The organism is Marinobacterium ramblicola, assembly GCF_019084545.1.
In the GTDB taxonomy this organism is placed as follows: Bacteria; Pseudomonadota; Gammaproteobacteria; order Pseudomonadales; family Balneatricaceae; genus Marinobacterium_D; species Marinobacterium_D ramblicola.
Genome location: NZ_JAHREP010000016.1, coordinates 100389 through 117922, shown reverse-complemented (window position 1 = coordinate 117922; position 17534 = coordinate 100389). Strand labels below are relative to the sequence as shown.

Genomic DNA, 17534 nt, shown 5'->3' with positions numbered 1-17534 from the left:
GAGGTCGAAGGCCTGGGTGACTTCCTGCCCAAGTACGCCGGCAACCTGGACATCATGACCGCGGCGGGCCTGCGCACTGCCGAGATGTTCGCCGAAGAAGCGGCGAACGGTTCCATCACACTGCCAGCCCGCGGTTAAGACGGAGGTTAACGAGATGAATCTGCAAGGTAAGAAAGTCCGTCTGCACGATATGAGTTTGCGCGACGGCATGCATGCGAAACGTCACCAGATCAGCGTCGACGAGATGGTCAGCATCGCCACGGCGATGGACGAGGCGGGGATGCCGCTGATCGAAGTGACCCACGGCGACGGTCTTGGCGGTGCCTCGGTCAACTACGGCTTCCCGGCCCACTCCGACGAGGAGTACCTCGGCGCGGTGATCCCGAAGATGAAGCAGGCCAAGGTCTCGGCCCTGCTGCTGCCGGGGATCGGCACCGTCGATCATCTGAAGATGGCGAAAGAGCTGGGTGTCTCCACCATCCGTGTCGCCACCCACTGCACCGAGGCCGATGTCTCCCAGCAGCACATCACCCTGGCCCGTGAGATGAACATGGACAGCGTCGGCTTCCTGATGATGGCGCACATGGTGCCGGCGGCGAAGATCCTCGAGCAGGCCAAACTGATGGTCGGCTACGGCGCCAACTGCATCTACTGCACCGATTCCGCCGGTTACATGCTGCCGGACGAAGTGAGCGAGAAGATCGGTCTGCTGAGGGCCGAGCTGCCGGAGAACGTGGAGATCGGCTTCCACGGCCATCACAACATGGCGATGGGCGTGGCCAACTCCCTGGCCGCCATCGACGCCGGTGCTGCGCGTATCGACGGCTCGGTGGCGGGCCTGGGTGCCGGTGCCGGCAACACGCCGCTGGAGGTGCTCTGTGCGGTACTGGATCGCATGGGCTGCGCGACCGGCATCGACCTGTACAAGATCATGGACGTGGCCGAGGATCTGATCGTGCCGCTGATGGACCAGCCGATCCGTGTCGACCGCGATGCGCTGACCCTCGGTTACGCCGGTGTCTACTCCTCCTTCCTGCTGTTCGCACAGCGCGCGGAGAGGAAGTACGGCATCCCGGCGCGTGACATCCTGGTCGAGCTGGGCCGTCGCGGTACCGTGGGCGGACAGGAAGATATGATCGAAGACCTGGCACTGACCATGGCGAAACAGAAGGGGCTGATCTGATGGCTGAAGTTAAAGGTAAGAGCCTGAGTAAATCACAGGTTGAAGAGCTGGCGATCCACCTGGAGAACGCCGAACTGGAAGCGTACGAAGTCACCAAGATCACCGATGACTTCCCGAACATGACCTACGAAGACGCCTTCGACATCCAGTGGGAGATCCGTCGCCGCAAGGAGGCGCGCGGCAACAAGATCGTTGGCATGAAGATGGGGCTGACCTCCTGGGCCAAGATGGCGCAGATGGGTGTCGAGCACCCCTGCTACGGCTTCCTCGCCGATTACTTTACCGTGCCCGATGGCGGCGAGATCAAGCACGACGAGCTGATCCACCCGAAGATCGAAGCGGAGCTGGCGTTCGTGCTGAAGGATGAGCTGAAGGGCCCGGGTATCCACATCGGCGACGTGCTGCGCGCGACCGATTTCGTGATGCCGGCAGTGGAGGTGATCGACTCCCGCTACAAGGACTTCAAGTTCGACCTGAAGAGTGTGATCGCCGACAACTCCTCCTCCAGCCGTTTCGTCACCGGCGGCCGCATGGCCGACCCGGCCGATCTGGATCTGAAGACCCTCGGTGTGGTGATGGAGATCAACGGTGAAGTGGTGCAGACCGGCGCCGGTGCCGCAGTACTGGGCCACCCGGCGGCGTCCGTGGCCATGCTGGCCAATATGCTGGCGGAGCGTGGCGAGAGCTTGAAGGCGGGCAGCTTCATCATGATCGGCGCGATCACCGCGGCGGTGCAGGTCAACAAGGGTGACAACTTCACCGTGCACTACCAGGGCCTGGGCAGCATCGGCGGCAAGTTCGTCTAACGGACTGTTTGGAAACTCCTGCTTGCCGAGCGCTGTGCCCGGCAGGAAGGGGTGTTACTTTCCGGGACACGCTGTGAATACATCCCTGTAAGCTCGACTACCGCCATCCCTGGCGGCAGACGGTCCCGGAAAGCAACACCCCTCCCTACCTTGGAAAGTTCGGTGCGAGATTCCAAACAGGCTCCAAGCTCTTGGCGGTAGATTGACGAAAGCCTGCAATGGGCTTTTGTAAGTGCCCTCAGCGGCTTGTAATGAAAGCTGAGCCTTCAGCGGCTCTTATAGAAAGGAGGCACCCATGCCCATTGCAGTAATCCATATCATGGAGGGGCGCTCGGACGAGAAGAAGGAGCGCCTGATCGCCGAGGTGAGCGAGGCGATCGCCCGCTCGCTGGATGCCCCGCTTGAGAGTGTCCGGGTGCTGATCGACGAGATGCCCAAGCAGCATTTCGGTATCGGTGGCGTCTCGGCGCAGAAGCGGGGGCGCTAGCTCCGAATCCTTCCGTGTTCTCCCCTTAAAATCCTGCCATCCGGCGGGATTTTCTATGTACAGGATGTACGGTACCCCGCAGTCGCATGGATGCGCTGGAGCGGGGTATGCAGGATGTACGGTACCCCGCACGACTATCGATTGGATGGCATTTTCAAAAACTGAGTTTAGAGATTCCGAAATTGGGCCTTAAACAGCCATTGAACGGGTAGGTGATTTACCTATAATGAATGAGTTCATAATAAGTATAAAACTCAGGTGGCCGTAATGCTGGTAGATGTCTTGAACAACTCGAAGGTTTTCGAAGGTGCCCACCCTTCTCAGGTATCCGAATATGTGAATCAACATGTTGGGCGCCACAGCATTGAGATGAATGCCGGAAGTGACCGCAAGGGGCGTTCATCTGCACGTCTGAGTTTCCGCGAGTTTGCCGATATTGGCCTGTCTCTGATCAGTTATGGCGATGAGGTGAAGGTGCGTTGCCCCGACCTGAGTGAGGTCTACCATTTTCAGGTGGTGACCCGCGGGCAGTGCTGTTGGCGCTACGACGACGATCAGCGTCTGCTGCTGCGCCCTGGCCAGGCGCTGATGATGAATCCCAAGGAGCAGATCGATCTCTCCTATTCGCACGATTGTGAGAAGGTGATCATCAAGGTGCCGGAGGAGATTCTCAGGGGCGTCTGCCTGGAGCAGAACGGTATGCTGCCCCGTGACGGCATACGTTTTGAGCGCCGGATCGTCGACCTGCAAAATACCGGCTGTTTCATGCGTTTCCTCGATGCACTGCTCGCCGAGGCGAACGAAGCCGAGGTGGAGCTGGGCAGTCTGCAACTCTCCTACCGTGAGATTCTGATCAATAAACTGCTGCATCAGTTTGCCAGCAACGCTCAGGAGCAATCCTCAGGCTGCGCACTGGATAGGAGTTTTTCCGAGCTGATCGCCTATATCGATGCCCACATCAAGGACGAGATCGATGTGGATGAACTGGCGCAGAGCGCCAATGTCAGCGTGCGTACGATCTATAACCAGTTCTCCAGGCATTTCGGCCTGACCCCTCGCCTGTATGTAAAAAATGCCAAGCTCAAGGGGCTGCGCGAGGAGCTGATCGGTAATCCCAGGATCCGTAACGTGACCGAAGCTGCACTGGATTACGGCTTTACCCACCTCGGACGGTTCTCGTCGGATTATCGCAAGATGTTTGGTGAGCTGCCCTCCGAAACCTTCAAACGGCGGCGTTAACCTTTCCCCGGCTGCCTTTTAACCAGTCTCAGACTTCAGCGCTGGCCGCAGATCTGCGCGGTTACCTGCCGCGTGCACTCCAGAAGTGCCTGGTGGTAACGGCTACCGGGGTTCACATCGACATCACCGGTCAGGCCCATGATCGACACCACCGATGAGACGTTACCGTTGATATCGTGGATTGCACTGCCGATCACGTTGATATCCGGCAGGTAGTCGCCGTGGAAACTGCAGAAGTTCTGCGCCCGGATCTCATCCAGGTGGCGGTAGAACGCCTCTTTCTGCATCGGTGTACCCAGGTGGCGGGGCAGAGCGGGGGGGCTTTGGTAGAAACCGTCGACAATCTCCCGCATCCGTACCTCCGGCAGGTTGGCCAGAAAGATCCGGCCCGACACCGAGAAGAAGGGTGACAGCTCGATCCCCAGGCGCACATTGACCGCCACCGGCTGGCTGGCATCCAGCCACTTGATCACCAGCGGTGCCTGGCCATTCCAGATCGTCACCGAGGTGGTGACATCCTGGTGGTTGTTGAGCGCCTCGACCGCTTGGAAGGTGAGCTGTATAGGATCGATGCCGCGCAGCGCGGCCACGCCCAGCGTCAGGCTGGCCTGGGCGAGGGAGTAGCGGTTGGACCTGTCCTGCACGATATAGTCCGTGCGCATCAGGCTGACCAGGTATTTGTACAGTCGGCTCGGCGAGAGATCCAGGTGCTGCGACAGCTCCTTCAGACTGAGTGGATGCGCCGATTGCGCGATGGTGTCCAGTACCTTCAGGCCCAGCTCCAACGAACCTATCCCCTGCCGGTTGGATTCCGTGCGGGTATCGATTGGATCCGTGGCGAGATCTGAGCCCATTTCTGGATCTCCGTGCAGGTTGGCGACAACAAAACGGGCATGTTACTAGATGGCCCGGTACAACAAAATGATCGGCGTCCACGCAATATGGCCCCGCCTCGGCGGGGCGTTCCGCTTACACCCCGAGGTAGGACTCCACCTCGTCCAATCGCTGCATCAAGCCGTCTGAACTATCAGCGAACACCACCTCGCCCTTGACCAGCACGATATGCTTGTCGCACAGCGCTTTCAGCACCTTGATGTTCTTGTCGACGATGATGGTCGAGATGCCGCTCGCCTTGATGGTGCGGATCACCTCCCAGATCTCCTTGCGGATCAGCGGTGCCAGACCCTCGGTGGCTTCGTCCAGGATCAGCAGGTCGGGGTTGGTCACCAGCGCACGACCGATTGCCAGCATCTGCTGCTCGCCCCCCGAAAGCTGGGTGCCGAGATTGCCCAGGCGCTCCTGCAGCCGCGGGAAGGTGGCCAGCACCCGGTCGTAATCCCAGTTCCGCTCGCCGCGGCGGTTGGGGCGGGCCGCCATCTGCAGATGCTCCTTCACCGACAGGTTATGAAACATGCCGCGCCCCTCGGGCACATAGGCGATATCCCGGCGCATCCGCTGCCAGGTGGGTAGCTGGGTGATCTCCTCACCGTTGAACAGCACATTGCCGCTACGCGGCGGTACCAGCCCCAGGATCGATTTCAGCGTCGTGGTCTTGCCCATGCCGTTGCGTCCCATCAGGCTGACGGTCTGGCCCGGTTCCACATCGAACCCCACGCCGTGCAGCACGTGGCTCTCGCCATAGAGGGTGTGCAGGCTTCTGACTTCCAATAGTTTATTCATCGCTCAGTACACCTCATCGCCCTGGCCCAGATAGGCCTCCCGTACCCTTGGATCGTCGCGCACCTGATCGACCGTACCAGTGGTCAGGTGCTGCCCGTCCACCATCACCGTCAATTTGTCGGACAGCTCGAATACCGCGTCCATATCGTGCTCCACCAGCACGATGCAGTACTCCTGTTTCAGTTGCTTCAGCAGCTCGATGATCAGTTGCGACTCCTCGTGACCCATACCGGCCATCGGCTCGTCCAGCAGCAGCACGCAGGGCGAGGTGGCCAGCACCATGGCGATCTCCAGCTGGCGCTGCTCGCCGTAACTGATATGCGCGGCGATCTGATCGCGGCGGGCCGACAGGCCGACCTTGTTCAGTGCGTCGCTGGCGATCTCCTCCAGTACCTGCTGCCGATGGCGCGACCGGAGAAAGTCGAAGCTGCCGCCCATGCGCCGCTGCACCGCCACGCAGCAGTTCTCCAGACAGGTGGCGCTGGGGTAGATATTGGTCTTCTGGAAGCTGCGGCCGATGCCGCGGCGGGCAAAGGCGTAGGGTTTGATCGCATCGATCGGCTCGCCCTTGTGCACGATCTTTCCGCTGGTCGGTTTGTAGTGGCCGCACAGCAGATTCAGCAGGGTGCTCTTGCCCGCGCCGTTGGGGCCGACGATGCCGTGCAGTTCGCGGTCGTGGAACCTGAGCGAGATATCGTCGAGCGCCTTCAGGCCGCCCCAGTACTTGCACAGCCCTTCGGTTTCCAGGATCGGGTTGTTGTTCATGCGCGTCTCTCCAGCAGCTTCTCCAGGTAGCCCGCGATACCGTTCTTGAACAGGATCACCATCAGGATGATCAGTGCGCCCATGAACAGCAGCCAGTGCTCGGTCAGGTGTTCCAGGCTGAAGTGCAGCCCCTCATAGACGACGGCACCGAGAATCGCGCCGTAGATGGTGCCGATGCCGCCGAGGATCGACATCACCAGCGCCGAGCCCGAGGTGGTCCAGGCCAGCATCGACGGGTTGACGAAACCGTACTGCAGCGTGAACAGGTAACCGGCGTAGGCGCCCAGCGCCGAGGCCAGGGTGTAGGCGATCAGGCGGAAGATGAACACGTTGTAGCCCAGCGCGGTGGTACGTCCCGGATTCTCCTGAATCGAATCGATGACGCGGCCAAAGCGGGAGCGGATCACCAGACGGAAGAAGAACAGCGTATTGAACAGCGACAGCAGACACAGGTAGTAGAAGTGGGTGGGGTTGTCCAGGTCGAACAGGCTGAGGCCGAAAATGCTGGTGTCCGGCTTCACATAGATGAACACGCCGTCGTTGCCGCCGAAGTCGAGCGAGTCGGAGAAGTAGTAATAGGTCATCTGCGCGAACGCCAGCGTGATCATGATCATGTAGATGCCGCTGGTGCGCAGCACCAGGAAGCCGATCACCAGTGCCACCACCGCCGCGATCGCGCAGATATAGAAGGTATAGACCCAGAAGTTGACCGCCTCGTACTCGGGCGCGATCATCACGAAGATATAGCCGCCCAGGCCGTAGAACATGGCGTGCCCCAGCGTGATCAGGCCGCACCGGCCGACCAGATAATCCAGTGACATGACGAAGATGGCGAAGATCATCACCGTGGTCAGCTTGCTGACGTAGAAGGTGTTCTGCTCCAGGAACAGCGGCATCAGCAGGGCCAGTGGGAAGAACACCCAGACAAAGTAACGTTCGGTGCGCGTGTTGAACAACATGACAGAACCTCCGGATCAGGATGAGAACAAACCCTGAGGTTTGATCAGCAGAATGAACGCCATCAGGATGTAGATCATCATGCTCGACAGCTGCGGCAGCAGCACCGAGGCGAAGGTATCCACCAGGCCCACCAATAGCGCGCCGATGAAGGCGCCCTTGATCGAACCCATGCCGCCGATCACCACCACCACGAAGCAGGCGATCAACACATGCTCGCCCATGCCCGGCACGATCGAGCTCATCGGCGCGGCGATGACACCGGCGATGGCGGCGAGCATCACGCCGATGGCGAAGACAATGGTGTACAGGCGACTGATATCGATCCCCAGACACTCGACCATCTCGCGGTTGGATTCACCGGCGCGGATCAGCATCCCCAGGCGGGTGCGGTTGATCATGTAGTACATGACAAAGGCGATGGCGACGCAGACCAGCGCCACGAAGATGCGGTAGACCGGGTACTCCACCACCTCGGTCAGCGGAATCGCCGACGACATCGCCTCCGGCACCTGCACGCCCAGCGGATCGTTGCCCCAGAGGATGCTCTGCAGGGCGTTGAATACGAAGATCATGCCGATGGTCAGCAGCACCTGATCCAGATGGTTGCGCCGGTACAGACGCTGGATCAGCGTGCGCTCGACGACGATGCCGATCAGCAGCGCGATGACCGCCGAGATCAGGGCACTGAGCGTAAAGCTGCCGGTCTGCTGCACGAAGTACCAGGCCAGATAGGCGCCGACCATGTACATCGAGCCGTGCGCCAGGTTGAGAATGCCCATGACGCCGAAGACCAGGGTCAGGCCCGAGGCGATCAGGAACAGCAGCAGGCCGTACTGCAGACCATTGATCAGCTGTACGAAAAACAGAGAGGTTGTCATGGCTACTTCCGAAATCAATCGATTACTTAAAGAGGCGGGTGCCCCCGCCCCAGGACCGCTCAGATATCAGAGCTTGCAGCCGCGCGCCGGGTCTTCCAGCTTGGCCGCCGGTACATCGATCACCTTGTTGACGCCGTCGACTACCTCGCGCAGATAGATGTTCTGGATCGGATTGTGTGCCTTGGAGAAGCTGACCTCGCCGCGCGGGCTGAGCAGCGTGGTGCTCTCCATCGCCTGGATCAGCGCCGCCTGATCGCTGATATCGCCACCGAGTTTGTCCACCGCCTTGGCGATCAGCAGACCGGCGTCGTAGCCCTGCACGGCGTAGATATCCGCCTCCTTGCCGAACATCTGCAGGTAATCCTGGCGGAACTTGGTGTTGACCGAGTTATCCAGTCCGTCGGCGTAGTGCAGGGTGGTTTTGATACCCTCGGCGGAGGGGCCCTGGGCCGAGGTGGTGCCTTCGGTGAGGAAGCCGCTGCCGAGCAGCGGGATCTTGCCCTTGAGGCCCAGCGCGTCGTAATCCTTGACGAACTTGACCGCGCCGCCGCCGGCGAAGAACACGAATACCGCATCCGGATTGATCGAGCCGATCTCGGACAGGTAGGACTGGAACTCGGTTTTCGGGAAGGGCACCAGGATCTCTTTGACGATCTCGCCGCCACCGGCGGTGTACGACTCCTTGAACGCCTCCAGACTCTCGCGGCCCATGCCGTAGTTCCAGCTCATGGTCACCACACGCTTGTAGGCGCTGTCCAGGGCGACCTTGCCCATCGGGTAGGAGGGCTGCCAGGCGGAGAAGGAGGTGCGGAAGATATTGGGTGCACAGAGCGGCCCCGTGGCGGCATTGGCGCCGGCGTTGGGGATGATCATGATGGTGTCTTTGTCCTTCAGCACCTTGATCATGCCCATCGCGACGCCGGAGTGGACAGGGCCGATGATGAAATTGGCATGATGCTGGTCGAGCAGTGCCGAGGCGATCTCCGGTGCGCGCTCCGGCTTGGCTTCGGTATCCATCTCGATAAATTCGATCCGGCGGCCGTGCAGCTCCGCCTCATGCTCCTTCAATGCCATCTTCAGGCCGTTGCGACCGGCATCGCCGAGCGCGGCGTAGATACCGCTGAACGGCAGCATGACACCGACCTTGATCGGCTCGGCATTATCCGCCAGTGCCGGGATGCAGAGGGTGGCGGCGACCGCGCCGGCCAGGAGAGTACGCAAGAGCTGCTTATTAGTTTCCATCGGTGACCTCTCGGATGTAGTTGTTGTTATTCAAAGTCGATTAGAAAGAAACTTGATCTGGATCAATAGCCGCCAGATGCAGACCAGTGTCCAAAGCCTGCAACTGTCCATCCCAAGCCCCCCAAGTGAGTGGCTCGTGTGGAATCGTGCGCCGGATTCTTCAGCGCAGGGACAGCAATACCTCTCCCTGCCAGGCACGGCACCGGAAAAAATTGCACCGGAAAAACAGGTGTCTCAAACAAATCTCAAGTCTTAACTTGGGTGGATTGGTCTCTGTTCAAACCTTTCAAGGCAGTGCCGATGCAGAACGCGATCTACTGCGGTATCCCGGCAACCTCGTGAAACACCTCGCGCATCCAGCGATGGGCCGGGTCGTTATCGAGAAAGCGGTTCCACTGGATGAATTCGGTCAGCGGCGGCAGGCTGACCGGCATCGCGAGAATCTTCAGCGGCAGATATTGGGCGTATAGGCTCGACAGTCGCGCCTGCATGATGGCCACCCGGTGGGTGCCAATCAGCAGGTGGGGCAGGGTATTGAAGTTGCTGGTGGTCAGCTCCACGCGCCGCTCCTTGCCGAAGCGGCGGGCGTATTCCTCCTCGAAACTCGGGGCCCGGTCATTACCAAGGCTGACCGCCACATGGCCCAGTTGCAGGTACTGCTCCAGCGACAGATCGTCTCCTACCAGCGGATTATCGCGCCATAACACGCAGTTGTACTGATCTTCGAACAGCAGCTCTTTGGGATGGTCATCGGACAGAAAATGATCCGGCATGATCACGAAGTCGACCTCGCCCTGGTTGAGCAGTTCGTTGTACTGGTTGCCGGTGGGCAGTATGTCCAGAGTGATGTGTGGGGCCAGTTGCTGCAGACGTTGGGTCAGCGGGGCGAGGAACACCGTGGTGACGAAGTCCGAGGCAATGATCTTGAAGTGCCGGCTGCAGGTCGCCGGATCAAAGGCGGGACGGTTGACGATGCTCGACTGGATCTCCAGCAGCACCCGGCGTACCGGTTCGGCCAACTCCTGGGCCAGTGGCGTGGGCATCATCCTGCGCCCCACGGCCACCAGCAACTCGTCGTCAAAATAGTCACGCAGCCTGGCCAGTAGGCCGCTGGCCGCTGATTGGCTGATGTGCATGCGCTCGGCTGCACGCGTGATGTTCTGTTCCCGTATCAGGGTATCGAGAGCCACCAGCAGGTTCAGGTCAAGGTGATGGAAACGCATTGTTCGTCCTCCGGGTGAAGGTTATTTATATCTAAAATTTTATATAGATGGAATCTTGATAATCGATTATTCGGATGACTTGTTTGTGCTTATGATCATGCCAAGAGAACGGTTCAGTACGCACACACGGTGTCGCTGATCCATTGATCGGAACAGACCCTGTATTCGTTTTCTGAGCACCAATCCGTATAAAAATAAAGAATCGGAGTCCGTCATGCATATCCCCCGAGTAGCTCAATGCCCATCCACCCCCGATGCCGACTCGTCTTCTGCGCGCCTTGCATTTCGGGGTGTTAACGGTTGCGCGCAACGGCCCTTGCCCATCGCACCCTGTTCCATGAGCAACCACTGAGCCATCGGCGGATCGCCCATGGATACCGGGGCACGCCGATTACCCTGTAAGACAAAAAGAAGAATTCAGAGGTAGTAGCAATCATGAACCATAGCTTCTGCGTGAATCCCCGCATATCCGCCGTCGGTCGCCTGCCGCGTATGACGATGCTGGCATTGGCCGTCGGGATGGCGAGTGTTACCCAGGTCAACGCATTCGAGATCGAAACCGACAACTCCGATCTGCGCTTGCGCTGGGATAACACCTTCAAATACAACGCCGCCTGGCGTCTGAAGGATGCCGATGACGAGTTGACCAACTCGGTCAACCAGGATGACGGCAACCGCAACTTCGATCAGGGGCTTATCGCCAATCGCCTCAACATCCTTTCCGAGTTCGATGCGCGCTACAAGAATTTCGGCGCGCGGGTCAGTGCTGCCGGCTGGTACGACAGCGTCTATCAGGGCGGTAACGACAATGACTCGCCATTCACCGCCAACCAGCGTTCGGTCAGTCACGATGAGTTCACCGATGACACACGGCGTCTGCACGGTGGAGACGTGGAAATCCTTGATGCTTTCGTTTTCGGTCGTGGCACTCTGGGCGATATGCCCAGCAGTTTCCGTCTGGGCCGGCACACGGTGCTTTGGGGAGAGAGCCTGTTTTTCGGTGCCAATGGCATCGCTGGCGGTCAGGCGCCGATCGATGTGGTCAAGGCCACTTCGGTGCCCAATACGCCGTTCAAGGAGTTGATTCGGCCGGTCAATCAGCTGTCCGGGCATCTGCAGCTGCGCTCCAACCTGTCACTGGCGGGCTATTACCAGTTTGAGTGGGAAGAAAACCGGATTCCGGCGGTGGGCAGTTACTTCTCGACCTCCGATGTGGTCGGTGAAGGTGGTGAGCGTCTGATCGTCGGCGGACCTATCGGCCCGAACCAGCAGCGTTTGGCGTTCTTCCGTGGCGATGATCAAAAGGCCAAGAACTCCGGGCAATTTGGTCTGTCGCTGCGCTTCTCGCCGGAGGACTGGAATACCGACTTCGGCTTGTATGCCATCCGTTACCATTCCAAGGATCCGATGGTGTATACCCAGCCATTTGCCACCGGGCCGAATATCCTCACCGGCCAACTCGGCGAGTATGAACTGGCGTATGCCGAGGGTATTAGCGCCTTTGGTGCCAGCTTCAGCACCGCGGTTGGCGATGCCAACGTCGCCGGCGAGGTATCGGTGCGGCGTAATACACCGCTGGTCAGTCTGTCCCAGGTAAACATCGATGGCACCGGCGACAACAACGACCATCCATTGTATGCCGTGGGTAACTCCCTGCATGCGCAGCTTTCGATGCTCTATTCGTTTCCCCGCAATGACTTCTGGGACTCTGCCATGCTGGTCGGAGAGGTGGCCTGGCATCGTCGTACCAGCATCACCAAGAACCCCGAAGCCCTTGATCCAAACAGCGAGCGTGATGCCTTGGGCCTGCGTGTGAGCTTCACGCCAAGCTTCTTCCAGGTGTATCCGGGGGTCGATTTGAAAGTGCCGATCGGCATTGGCTACAGCCCGAAAGGCAAATCGTCGGTGATCACCAAGTTCAACAACGGTGTGGGCGACAAGGGTGGTGATTTCACCATCGGTGTGGAGGCCGACTACCTGCAAGCGTGGAAAGTCGGGGCGAGCTACACCCGTTATATCGGTGGTGCAGACAACTTCCTCGATTCCGGCAACGCCAATACCTTTGGTCAGCCCCTGAAGGACCGTGAATTTATTGCGTTTACCGTACAACGCTCGTTTTAAACCTTTGCGTAATAACAATAACAGACCGAGGTATTTGTCATGATGTTAAAACCTTTGAGTCATCTGCTGTTGACCGGCGCGCTGGTCGGGCTGTCGCTGCCGGGTTGGGCGGTAAGTACCGAAGAAGCGGCGCAACTGGGGTCTACGCTCACGCCACTCGGTGGTGAGCGTGCAGCCAATGCCGACGGCAGTATTCCGGCCTGGGATGGCGGCTTTACCCAGGTGCCCGCCGGGGTCAGCCCGGGACCGCGAATTCAGGATTATTTTGCCGGCGATGCCAAATTGTACTCGGTGACCGCGCAGAATCTGGCCGAGCATGGCGACAAGCTCAGTGAAGGGCAGAAGGCGCTGTTCGCCAAATACCCGGACTACCGCATCGATGTCTATCCGACCCGGCGCACGGCGGCCGCGCCGCAGTGGGTATACGACAACACCCTGAAAAACGCCACCAGCGCCAAGCTGACCAACCAGAACAACACTCTGGAAGGTGCCATTGGTGGTATTCCGTTCCCGATTCCGAAGTCCGGTGCCGAGGTGGTGTGGAATCATCAGTTGAGTTGGCGCGGCGAGGCCTGGAAGAACGATTTCAATGTCTATATCACCACTGCCAATGGTCAGCGCATTCTCTCCAGCGTGATTCAGTCGCAGCGCGAGATGCCGTATTACTTTCAGGATGCCAAGAGCGACTATGACGGCATTTACTGGATGATCAAGCTGGTCAACCTTGGTCCGCCGCTGCGTGTCGGCGAGGCGCTGCTTGGGCGTGAGCCTATGGATTACGCCAACGACAAGCCGCAGTCCTGGGTGTATCTGACCGGTCAACGGCGGGTGCGCAAGCTGCCGGTGTCGTCCTACGACACACCGACGCCGACCAGCTCCGGGGTGGCTAACTTCGATGAGGTATCGGTATTCACCGGCCCGCTGGATCGCTACGACTGGAAGATCGTCGGCAAGCAGGAGATGCTGATCCCCTACAACAGCAACAAGATCCTCCAGCCGAGCAAGGATGAGGCGATTCTCGACGAACGCTTCCTCAACCCCGAGCATATGCGCTGGGAGCTGCATCGCGTTTGGGTGGTGGAAGGCAACCTGGTCTCCGGTAAACGTCACAGCATGCCCAAGCGCCGCCTGTACGTAGACGAAGATACCTGGATGGCGATGCTCGGCGACAGCTGGGATGCCAACGGCCAGCTGTGGCGCACCTACTTGCAACTGCCCTATGCCATGCCGGAACTGCCTGGCCTGGTGCGTGGAATGTTCGCCCAGTACGACCTGTTGACCGGTGCCTGGATGGCGAACAATGTGGTTACCGAAAAACGTGTGCACAACGAAATCGTCAAACCCTTTCCAGACAGCGATTTCAGCCCGGGTGCATTGGTCTCTGAAGGTATCCGTTAATGATTCGCACGGCTTTTTGTCTGGTGCTGGGTCTGCTGTTCGGTAGTCCGTTGTCTGCGACTGAAGCACCGGTGGAGGACTTCCTGCAGCGGCCTGCGATCACGGTCACCGATCCTGAGCGTGCGGTCTTGATCGATGTGACCCGTGCGGGCCAGCGCCTGGTGGCGGTCGGTGCCCATGGTCTGATCATCGTGTCCGATGATGATGGCAGAAGTTGGCACCAGGTTCCGGTGCCGGTAAGCGTGACCCTGACTGCCGTGGACTTTCCCACGCCGAGTCAGGGCTGGGCCGTCGGTCATGCCGGCAGCGTGCTGCACAGCAGTGACGGTGGCGACAGCTGGCACCTGCAACTGGATGGCGAGACCGCTGCGCAACGAGTGCTGGATGCGGTGCCGGCAGAGTCTGCGGAAGACCCGGCACAGCGCCGCCTGCGCCGGGTTGCCGAGCGCTTTGTTCAGGACGGGGCAGACAAGCCGTTGCTGGCCGTGCATTTCAGCGATGCGCGGCACGGCATAGTCGCCGGGGCTTTCGGTCTGATACTGCATACCGCCGACGGTGGCGAGACCTGGCATTCCTGGGTCGATCGTGTCGATAACCCCGAAGGTTATCACTTGTATGCGCTTGCAGGTCAGGGTTCGCGTATCTACATGGCCGGGGAGCAGGGCTCGTTATTCGCTTCGGATGACAATGGCGGAAGCTTTCATCGTCTGCAAACTCCTTACGAGGGTAGCTACTTCGCTCTGCAACCGGGGGGCAATGGCGACCTCTTGCTTGCCGGTTTGCGCGGCAACGCTTGGCGCTTGGCGGATCAGGGGCACCAATGGCAGCGCTTGAACAGCGATGCGCAAGGCACGCTGGTTGCCGCCTACCGATTGGCCGATGGGCAGGATCTGCTGGCTGAACAGAATGGCCGGTTGCTGCAGGTCGATAACCCGGGTGCGCGTCTGCAGCTACTGCCCCAAGCCGCCGGCGTCCCCGTGTCAGCCTTGGCCCAGGCCGGCGATGGCGGCTTGGTGGTGGTCGGTTCGCGCGGAGTGAAACGTTTGGGAGGGTCCGATGATCAGTGATATGCCGCGTGCCGAAAAGCCTGTCAGCCCTGAACAGAGTCTGCGGGATTTCGATCCGAACTCCGGTTCGTTGATCGAGCGCAGCCTGTTCAATCACCGTGGCTGGGTGTTGTTGCTCTGTTTGTTGGTCAGTCTCGGTCTGGGGGTCGCCGCGAGCAGCCGCCTGGGGCTCAACGCCAGCTTCGAGAAGATGATCCCCACCAGTCACCCCTATATTGTCAACTACCTGGATAACCAGGGTGAACTGACCGGGCTTGGCAATGCCCTGCGCATCGCCGTCGAAGCGCCCGGAGAGTCGATCTATGACGCTCACTACCTGGAGTTGCTCGCCAAGCTGAACGACAAGGTTTTCCTGTTGCCCGGCGTCGACCGTCCGTTCATGAAGTCGCTGTGGACGCCGAACATGCGCTGGATGGCGGTAACCGAGGAGGGCGTAGAAGGGGGGCGGGTGATCCCGGATGATTACGACGGTTCGGCTAAGAGTCTGGCCGAGATCCGCCGCAATGCCGCGCGCTCTGGTGAGATAGGCCAGACCATCGCCCTTGATGGTCGTTCCAGTATCATTTATGTGCCACTGCTGGACACAGACCCGCAGACCGGCAAGCCTATCGATTATGCTGCCTTCTCCGCTCAACTGGAAAACCTGCGGAGCGAGTTTCAGGCCGAGGGGCTGAGCATTCATATAACAGGTTTTGCCAAGGTGGTCGGCGACCTGATCGACGGCTTGCAGCAGATCCTTGCGTTCTTCGCCGTCGCTATCCTCATTGCCACGGCCATGCTCTACTGGTTCACCCGTTGCATTCGCAGCACGCTACTGGTGATGGCCTGCTCGCTGGTTGCCGTGGTCTGGCAGCTTGGGTTGGTGGCATGGCTTGGTTTCGAACTGGACCCATACTCGATCCTGGTGCCGTTCCTGGTGCTGGCTATCGGCATGAGCCATGGCGCGCAGAAAATGAACGGCATCATGCAGGATATCGGTCGCGGCATGCACCGCCTGGTGGCGGCACGATTCACCTTTCGCCGTTTGTTCATGGCCGGCCTCACCGCTTTGCTGTGTGATGCGGTCGGCTTCGCTGTGCTGATGATGATCGAGATCCGGGTGATCCAGGATCTGGCGCTGATCGCCAGTATCGGCGTGGCGGTGCTGATCTTCACCAACCTGATCCTGCTGCCGATCCTGCTTAGCTATATCGGCGTCGGTGCCAAGGCTGCCGTGCGCAGTTTGAAGAACGAGGAGGACGCGGAGGACGATAGCAAGCATGCGCTCTGGGCCTTTCTCGATCGGTTCACTCGTCGTGGTTGGGCTGCAGCGACTATTGTCGTCAGTCTGCTGCTGGGAATAGTCGGTTTCCTGGTCAGCTTGCAGTTGCAAGTCGGCGATCTCGACCCCGGCGCACCCGAGTTGCGTGCCGATTCGCGCTATAACCTCGACAACGCCTTTATCGCCCAGCACTACGGTGCCAGTAGCGATGTGTTTGCGGTGATCGTGCGTACCCCGGATGGCGGCTGCTCGGCTTACGATGCACTGATGCGCCTGGATGCGCTGGAGTGGAGGCTGCGCCAGCTACCGGGAGTCGAGTCCACGGCGTCCCTGGCCAGCCTGAACCGCAAGCTGCTGGTGGGGATGAGCGAAGGCAACCTGAAATGGTACGACCTGACACAGAACCAGCTACTGCTCAACTCTGTTACCGGTCGTGCGCCTCGTGAGTTGTTCAACCAGGCCTGCAACACCGTCACCCTGTATGCCTACCTCAGCGACCACAAGGCCACGACCCTTAGCCGTCTGGTCGCTGAGGTGGAATCCTTTGCCGAGGCGAACAATTCGTCGACTGTACGGTTTCTGCTGGCTGCCGGTAATGCGGGGATCGAGGCGGCCACCAATATCGTGGTCAAGCAAGCCAACAGCGACATGCTGTTCTGGGTCTACGGCGCGGTGATCCTGCTCTGCCTGGTGACCTTCCGCTCGATGTTGGCGGTGGTCTGCGTGATCTTGCCGCTGGTGCTGACTTCGATTCTCTGTGAAGCGCTGATGGTCTGGCTGGGGATCGGCGTGAAGGTCGCCACTCTGCCGGTGATCGCGCTTGGTGTCGGTATCGGTGTCGATTATGCGCTCTATGTCATGAGTATCATGCTGGTGCGCCTGAAAGCCGGCGAGAGCCTGTCCCAGGCCTACTACCACGCGCTGTTGTTCACCGGCAAAGTGGTGATGCTGACCGGCGTGACCCTGGCGGTTGGCGTGGCTACCTGGGCGTTCTCGCCGATCAAGTTCCAGGCCGACATGGGCATCCTGCTGGCCTTTATGTTCCTGTGGAATATGGTGGGCGCACTGGTACTGATGCCGGCGCTGGCGCACTTCCTCCTGCCCCATGCGCGTACCTGGCGCTGGGCCTGGAAGGCAGTCCGGCGCGAAGAGCAGGATGCGCAGGCGAGTACTTCAAATGAGGCTGAAATCGCTACTACCCGGACGATCTGATCGGCATGCAGA

At 59.7% G+C, this 17534-nt stretch carries 15 protein-coding genes and 1 pseudogene; 9 read left to right on the top strand and 7 right to left on the bottom strand.

Features of this window, described 5'->3' with window-relative positions; all coding sequences use genetic code 11:
- The 5 genes and pseudogenes from KQ940_RS13870 to KQ940_RS13850 all read left to right on the top strand — a co-directional run.
- A pseudogene (locus KQ940_RS13870) lies at positions 1-138 on the top strand (acetaldehyde dehydrogenase (acetylating)); the annotation flags it as partial.
- Between the two features lie 16 nt (positions 139-154).
- Complete coding sequence (dmpG, locus tag KQ940_RS13865; RefSeq protein WP_217414303.1) at positions 155-1183, top strand: 4-hydroxy-2-oxovalerate aldolase; 1029 nt, start codon at positions 155-157, stop codon at positions 1181-1183.
- Positions 1183-1989 carry a 2-oxo-3-hexenedioate decarboxylase gene (gene dmpH / locus KQ940_RS13860; RefSeq protein WP_217414300.1) on the top strand — a complete coding sequence of 269 codons (807 nt, stop codon included), beginning with the start codon at positions 1183-1185 and terminating at the stop codon, positions 1987-1989. The genes dmpG and dmpH overlap by 1 nt, the downstream gene beginning before the upstream one ends.
- A gap of 295 nt (positions 1990-2284) precedes the next feature.
- Positions 2285-2476, top strand: coding sequence for a 2-hydroxymuconate tautomerase (locus KQ940_RS13855; RefSeq protein WP_217414298.1), 192 nt, complete (start codon positions 2285-2287; stop codon positions 2474-2476).
- 267 nt (positions 2477-2743) lie between these two features.
- Positions 2744-3715, top strand: coding sequence for an AraC family transcriptional regulator (locus KQ940_RS13850; protein ID WP_217414296.1), 972 nt, complete (start codon positions 2744-2746; stop codon positions 3713-3715).
- 35 nt (positions 3716-3750) lie between these two features.
- Here the strand turns inward: KQ940_RS13850 and KQ940_RS13845 are convergent, their stop codons facing one another.
- The 7 genes from KQ940_RS13845 to KQ940_RS13815 form a co-directional block, all read right to left on the bottom strand.
- The gene (locus KQ940_RS13845; protein WP_217414295.1) at positions 3751-4569 is read right to left on the bottom strand and encodes an IclR family transcriptional regulator; all 819 of its coding nucleotides are present in this window, start codon (positions 4567-4569) and stop codon (positions 3751-3753) included.
- Positions 4570-4684: 115 nt separating this feature from the next.
- Positions 4685-5395: an ABC transporter ATP-binding protein gene (locus KQ940_RS13840; protein ID WP_217414294.1), complete on the bottom strand. Its 711-nt coding sequence runs from the start codon at positions 5393-5395 to the stop codon at positions 4685-4687.
- A gap of 3 nt (positions 5396-5398) precedes the next feature.
- The gene (locus KQ940_RS13835; RefSeq protein WP_217414293.1) at positions 5399-6160 is read right to left on the bottom strand and encodes an ABC transporter ATP-binding protein; all 762 of its coding nucleotides are present in this window, start codon (positions 6158-6160) and stop codon (positions 5399-5401) included.
- Positions 6157-7119 (bottom strand): branched-chain amino acid ABC transporter permease, encoded by a 963-nt coding sequence (locus tag KQ940_RS13830; RefSeq protein WP_217414292.1) that lies wholly within the window; start codon positions 7117-7119, stop codon positions 6157-6159. Before KQ940_RS13830 ends, KQ940_RS13835 begins: the two co-directional genes overlap by 4 nt.
- A 15-nt stretch (positions 7120-7134) precedes the next feature.
- A complete protein-coding gene (locus KQ940_RS13825; protein ID WP_217414291.1) occupies positions 7135-7998 on the bottom strand; it encodes a branched-chain amino acid ABC transporter permease in 864 nt (287 codons plus the stop codon).
- Between the two features lie 66 nt (positions 7999-8064).
- Positions 8065-9240 (bottom strand): ABC transporter substrate-binding protein, encoded by a 1176-nt coding sequence (locus tag KQ940_RS13820; protein ID WP_217414290.1) that lies wholly within the window; start codon positions 9238-9240, stop codon positions 8065-8067.
- Positions 9241-9554: 314 nt separating this feature from the next.
- Positions 9555-10463, bottom strand: coding sequence for a LysR family transcriptional regulator (locus tag KQ940_RS13815; RefSeq protein WP_217414288.1), 909 nt, complete (start codon positions 10461-10463; stop codon positions 9555-9557).
- A gap of 435 nt (positions 10464-10898) precedes the next feature.
- On the opposite strand from KQ940_RS13815, the gene KQ940_RS13810 reads away from it, so the two are divergent.
- From KQ940_RS13810 to KQ940_RS13795, 4 genes are read left to right on the top strand one after another with little or no spacing between them, the layout of a single operon-like run.
- Positions 10899-12584, top strand: a complete 1686-nt coding sequence (locus tag KQ940_RS13810) for a DUF1302 domain-containing protein (protein WP_217414286.1) — start codon at positions 10899-10901, stop codon at positions 12582-12584.
- Between the two features lie 39 nt (positions 12585-12623).
- Complete coding sequence (locus KQ940_RS13805) at positions 12624-13982, top strand: DUF1329 domain-containing protein (RefSeq protein WP_217414284.1); 1359 nt, start codon at positions 12624-12626, stop codon at positions 13980-13982.
- Positions 13982-15049 carry a WD40/YVTN/BNR-like repeat-containing protein gene (locus tag KQ940_RS13800; protein ID WP_217414282.1) on the top strand — a complete coding sequence of 356 codons (1068 nt, stop codon included), beginning with the start codon at positions 13982-13984 and terminating at the stop codon, positions 15047-15049. The genes KQ940_RS13805 and KQ940_RS13800 overlap by 1 nt, the downstream gene beginning before the upstream one ends.
- Positions 15039-17522 carry an efflux RND transporter permease subunit gene (locus tag KQ940_RS13795; protein WP_246590061.1) on the top strand — a complete coding sequence of 828 codons (2484 nt, stop codon included), beginning with the start codon at positions 15039-15041 and terminating at the stop codon, positions 17520-17522. Before KQ940_RS13800 ends, KQ940_RS13795 begins: the two co-directional genes overlap by 11 nt.
- Positions 17523-17534 lie beyond the last annotated feature (12 nt).

Excerpts from the sequence above, each read along its gene's own strand:
- dmpG (WP_217414303.1), top strand. The coding sequence starts at position 155 with ATGAATCTGCAAGGTAAGAAAGTCCGTCTGCACGATATGAGTTTGCGC.
- dmpH (WP_217414300.1), top strand. The coding sequence starts at position 1,183 with ATGGCTGAAGTTAAAGGTAAGAGCCTGAGTAAATCACAGGTTGAAGAG.
- KQ940_RS13855 (WP_217414298.1), top strand. The coding sequence starts at position 2,285 with ATGCCCATTGCAGTAATCCATATCATGGAGGGGCGCTCGGACGAGAAG.
- KQ940_RS13850 (WP_217414296.1), top strand. The coding sequence starts at position 2,744 with ATGCTGGTAGATGTCTTGAACAACTCGAAGGTTTTCGAAGGTGCCCAC.
- KQ940_RS13845 (WP_217414295.1), bottom strand. The coding sequence starts at position 4,569 with ATGGGCTCAGATCTCGCCACGGATCCAATCGATACCCGCACGGAATCC.
- KQ940_RS13840 (WP_217414294.1), bottom strand. The coding sequence starts at position 5,395 with ATGAATAAACTATTGGAAGTCAGAAGCCTGCACACCCTCTATGGCGAG.
- KQ940_RS13835 (WP_217414293.1), bottom strand. The coding sequence starts at position 6,160 with ATGAACAACAACCCGATCCTGGAAACCGAAGGGCTGTGCAAGTACTGG.
- KQ940_RS13830 (WP_217414292.1), bottom strand. The coding sequence starts at position 7,119 with ATGTTGTTCAACACGCGCACCGAACGTTACTTTGTCTGGGTGTTCTTC.
- KQ940_RS13825 (WP_217414291.1), bottom strand. The coding sequence starts at position 7,998 with ATGACAACCTCTCTGTTTTTCGTACAGCTGATCAATGGTCTGCAGTAC.
- KQ940_RS13820 (WP_217414290.1), bottom strand. The coding sequence starts at position 9,240 with ATGGAAACTAATAAGCAGCTCTTGCGTACTCTCCTGGCCGGCGCGGTC.
- KQ940_RS13815 (WP_217414288.1), bottom strand. The coding sequence starts at position 10,463 with ATGCGTTTCCATCACCTTGACCTGAACCTGCTGGTGGCTCTCGATACC.
- KQ940_RS13810 (WP_217414286.1), top strand. The coding sequence starts at position 10,899 with ATGAACCATAGCTTCTGCGTGAATCCCCGCATATCCGCCGTCGGTCGC.
- KQ940_RS13805 (WP_217414284.1), top strand. The coding sequence starts at position 12,624 with ATGATGTTAAAACCTTTGAGTCATCTGCTGTTGACCGGCGCGCTGGTC.
- KQ940_RS13800 (WP_217414282.1), top strand. The coding sequence starts at position 13,982 with ATGATTCGCACGGCTTTTTGTCTGGTGCTGGGTCTGCTGTTCGGTAGT.
- KQ940_RS13795 (WP_246590061.1), top strand. The coding sequence starts at position 15,039 with ATGATCAGTGATATGCCGCGTGCCGAAAAGCCTGTCAGCCCTGAACAG.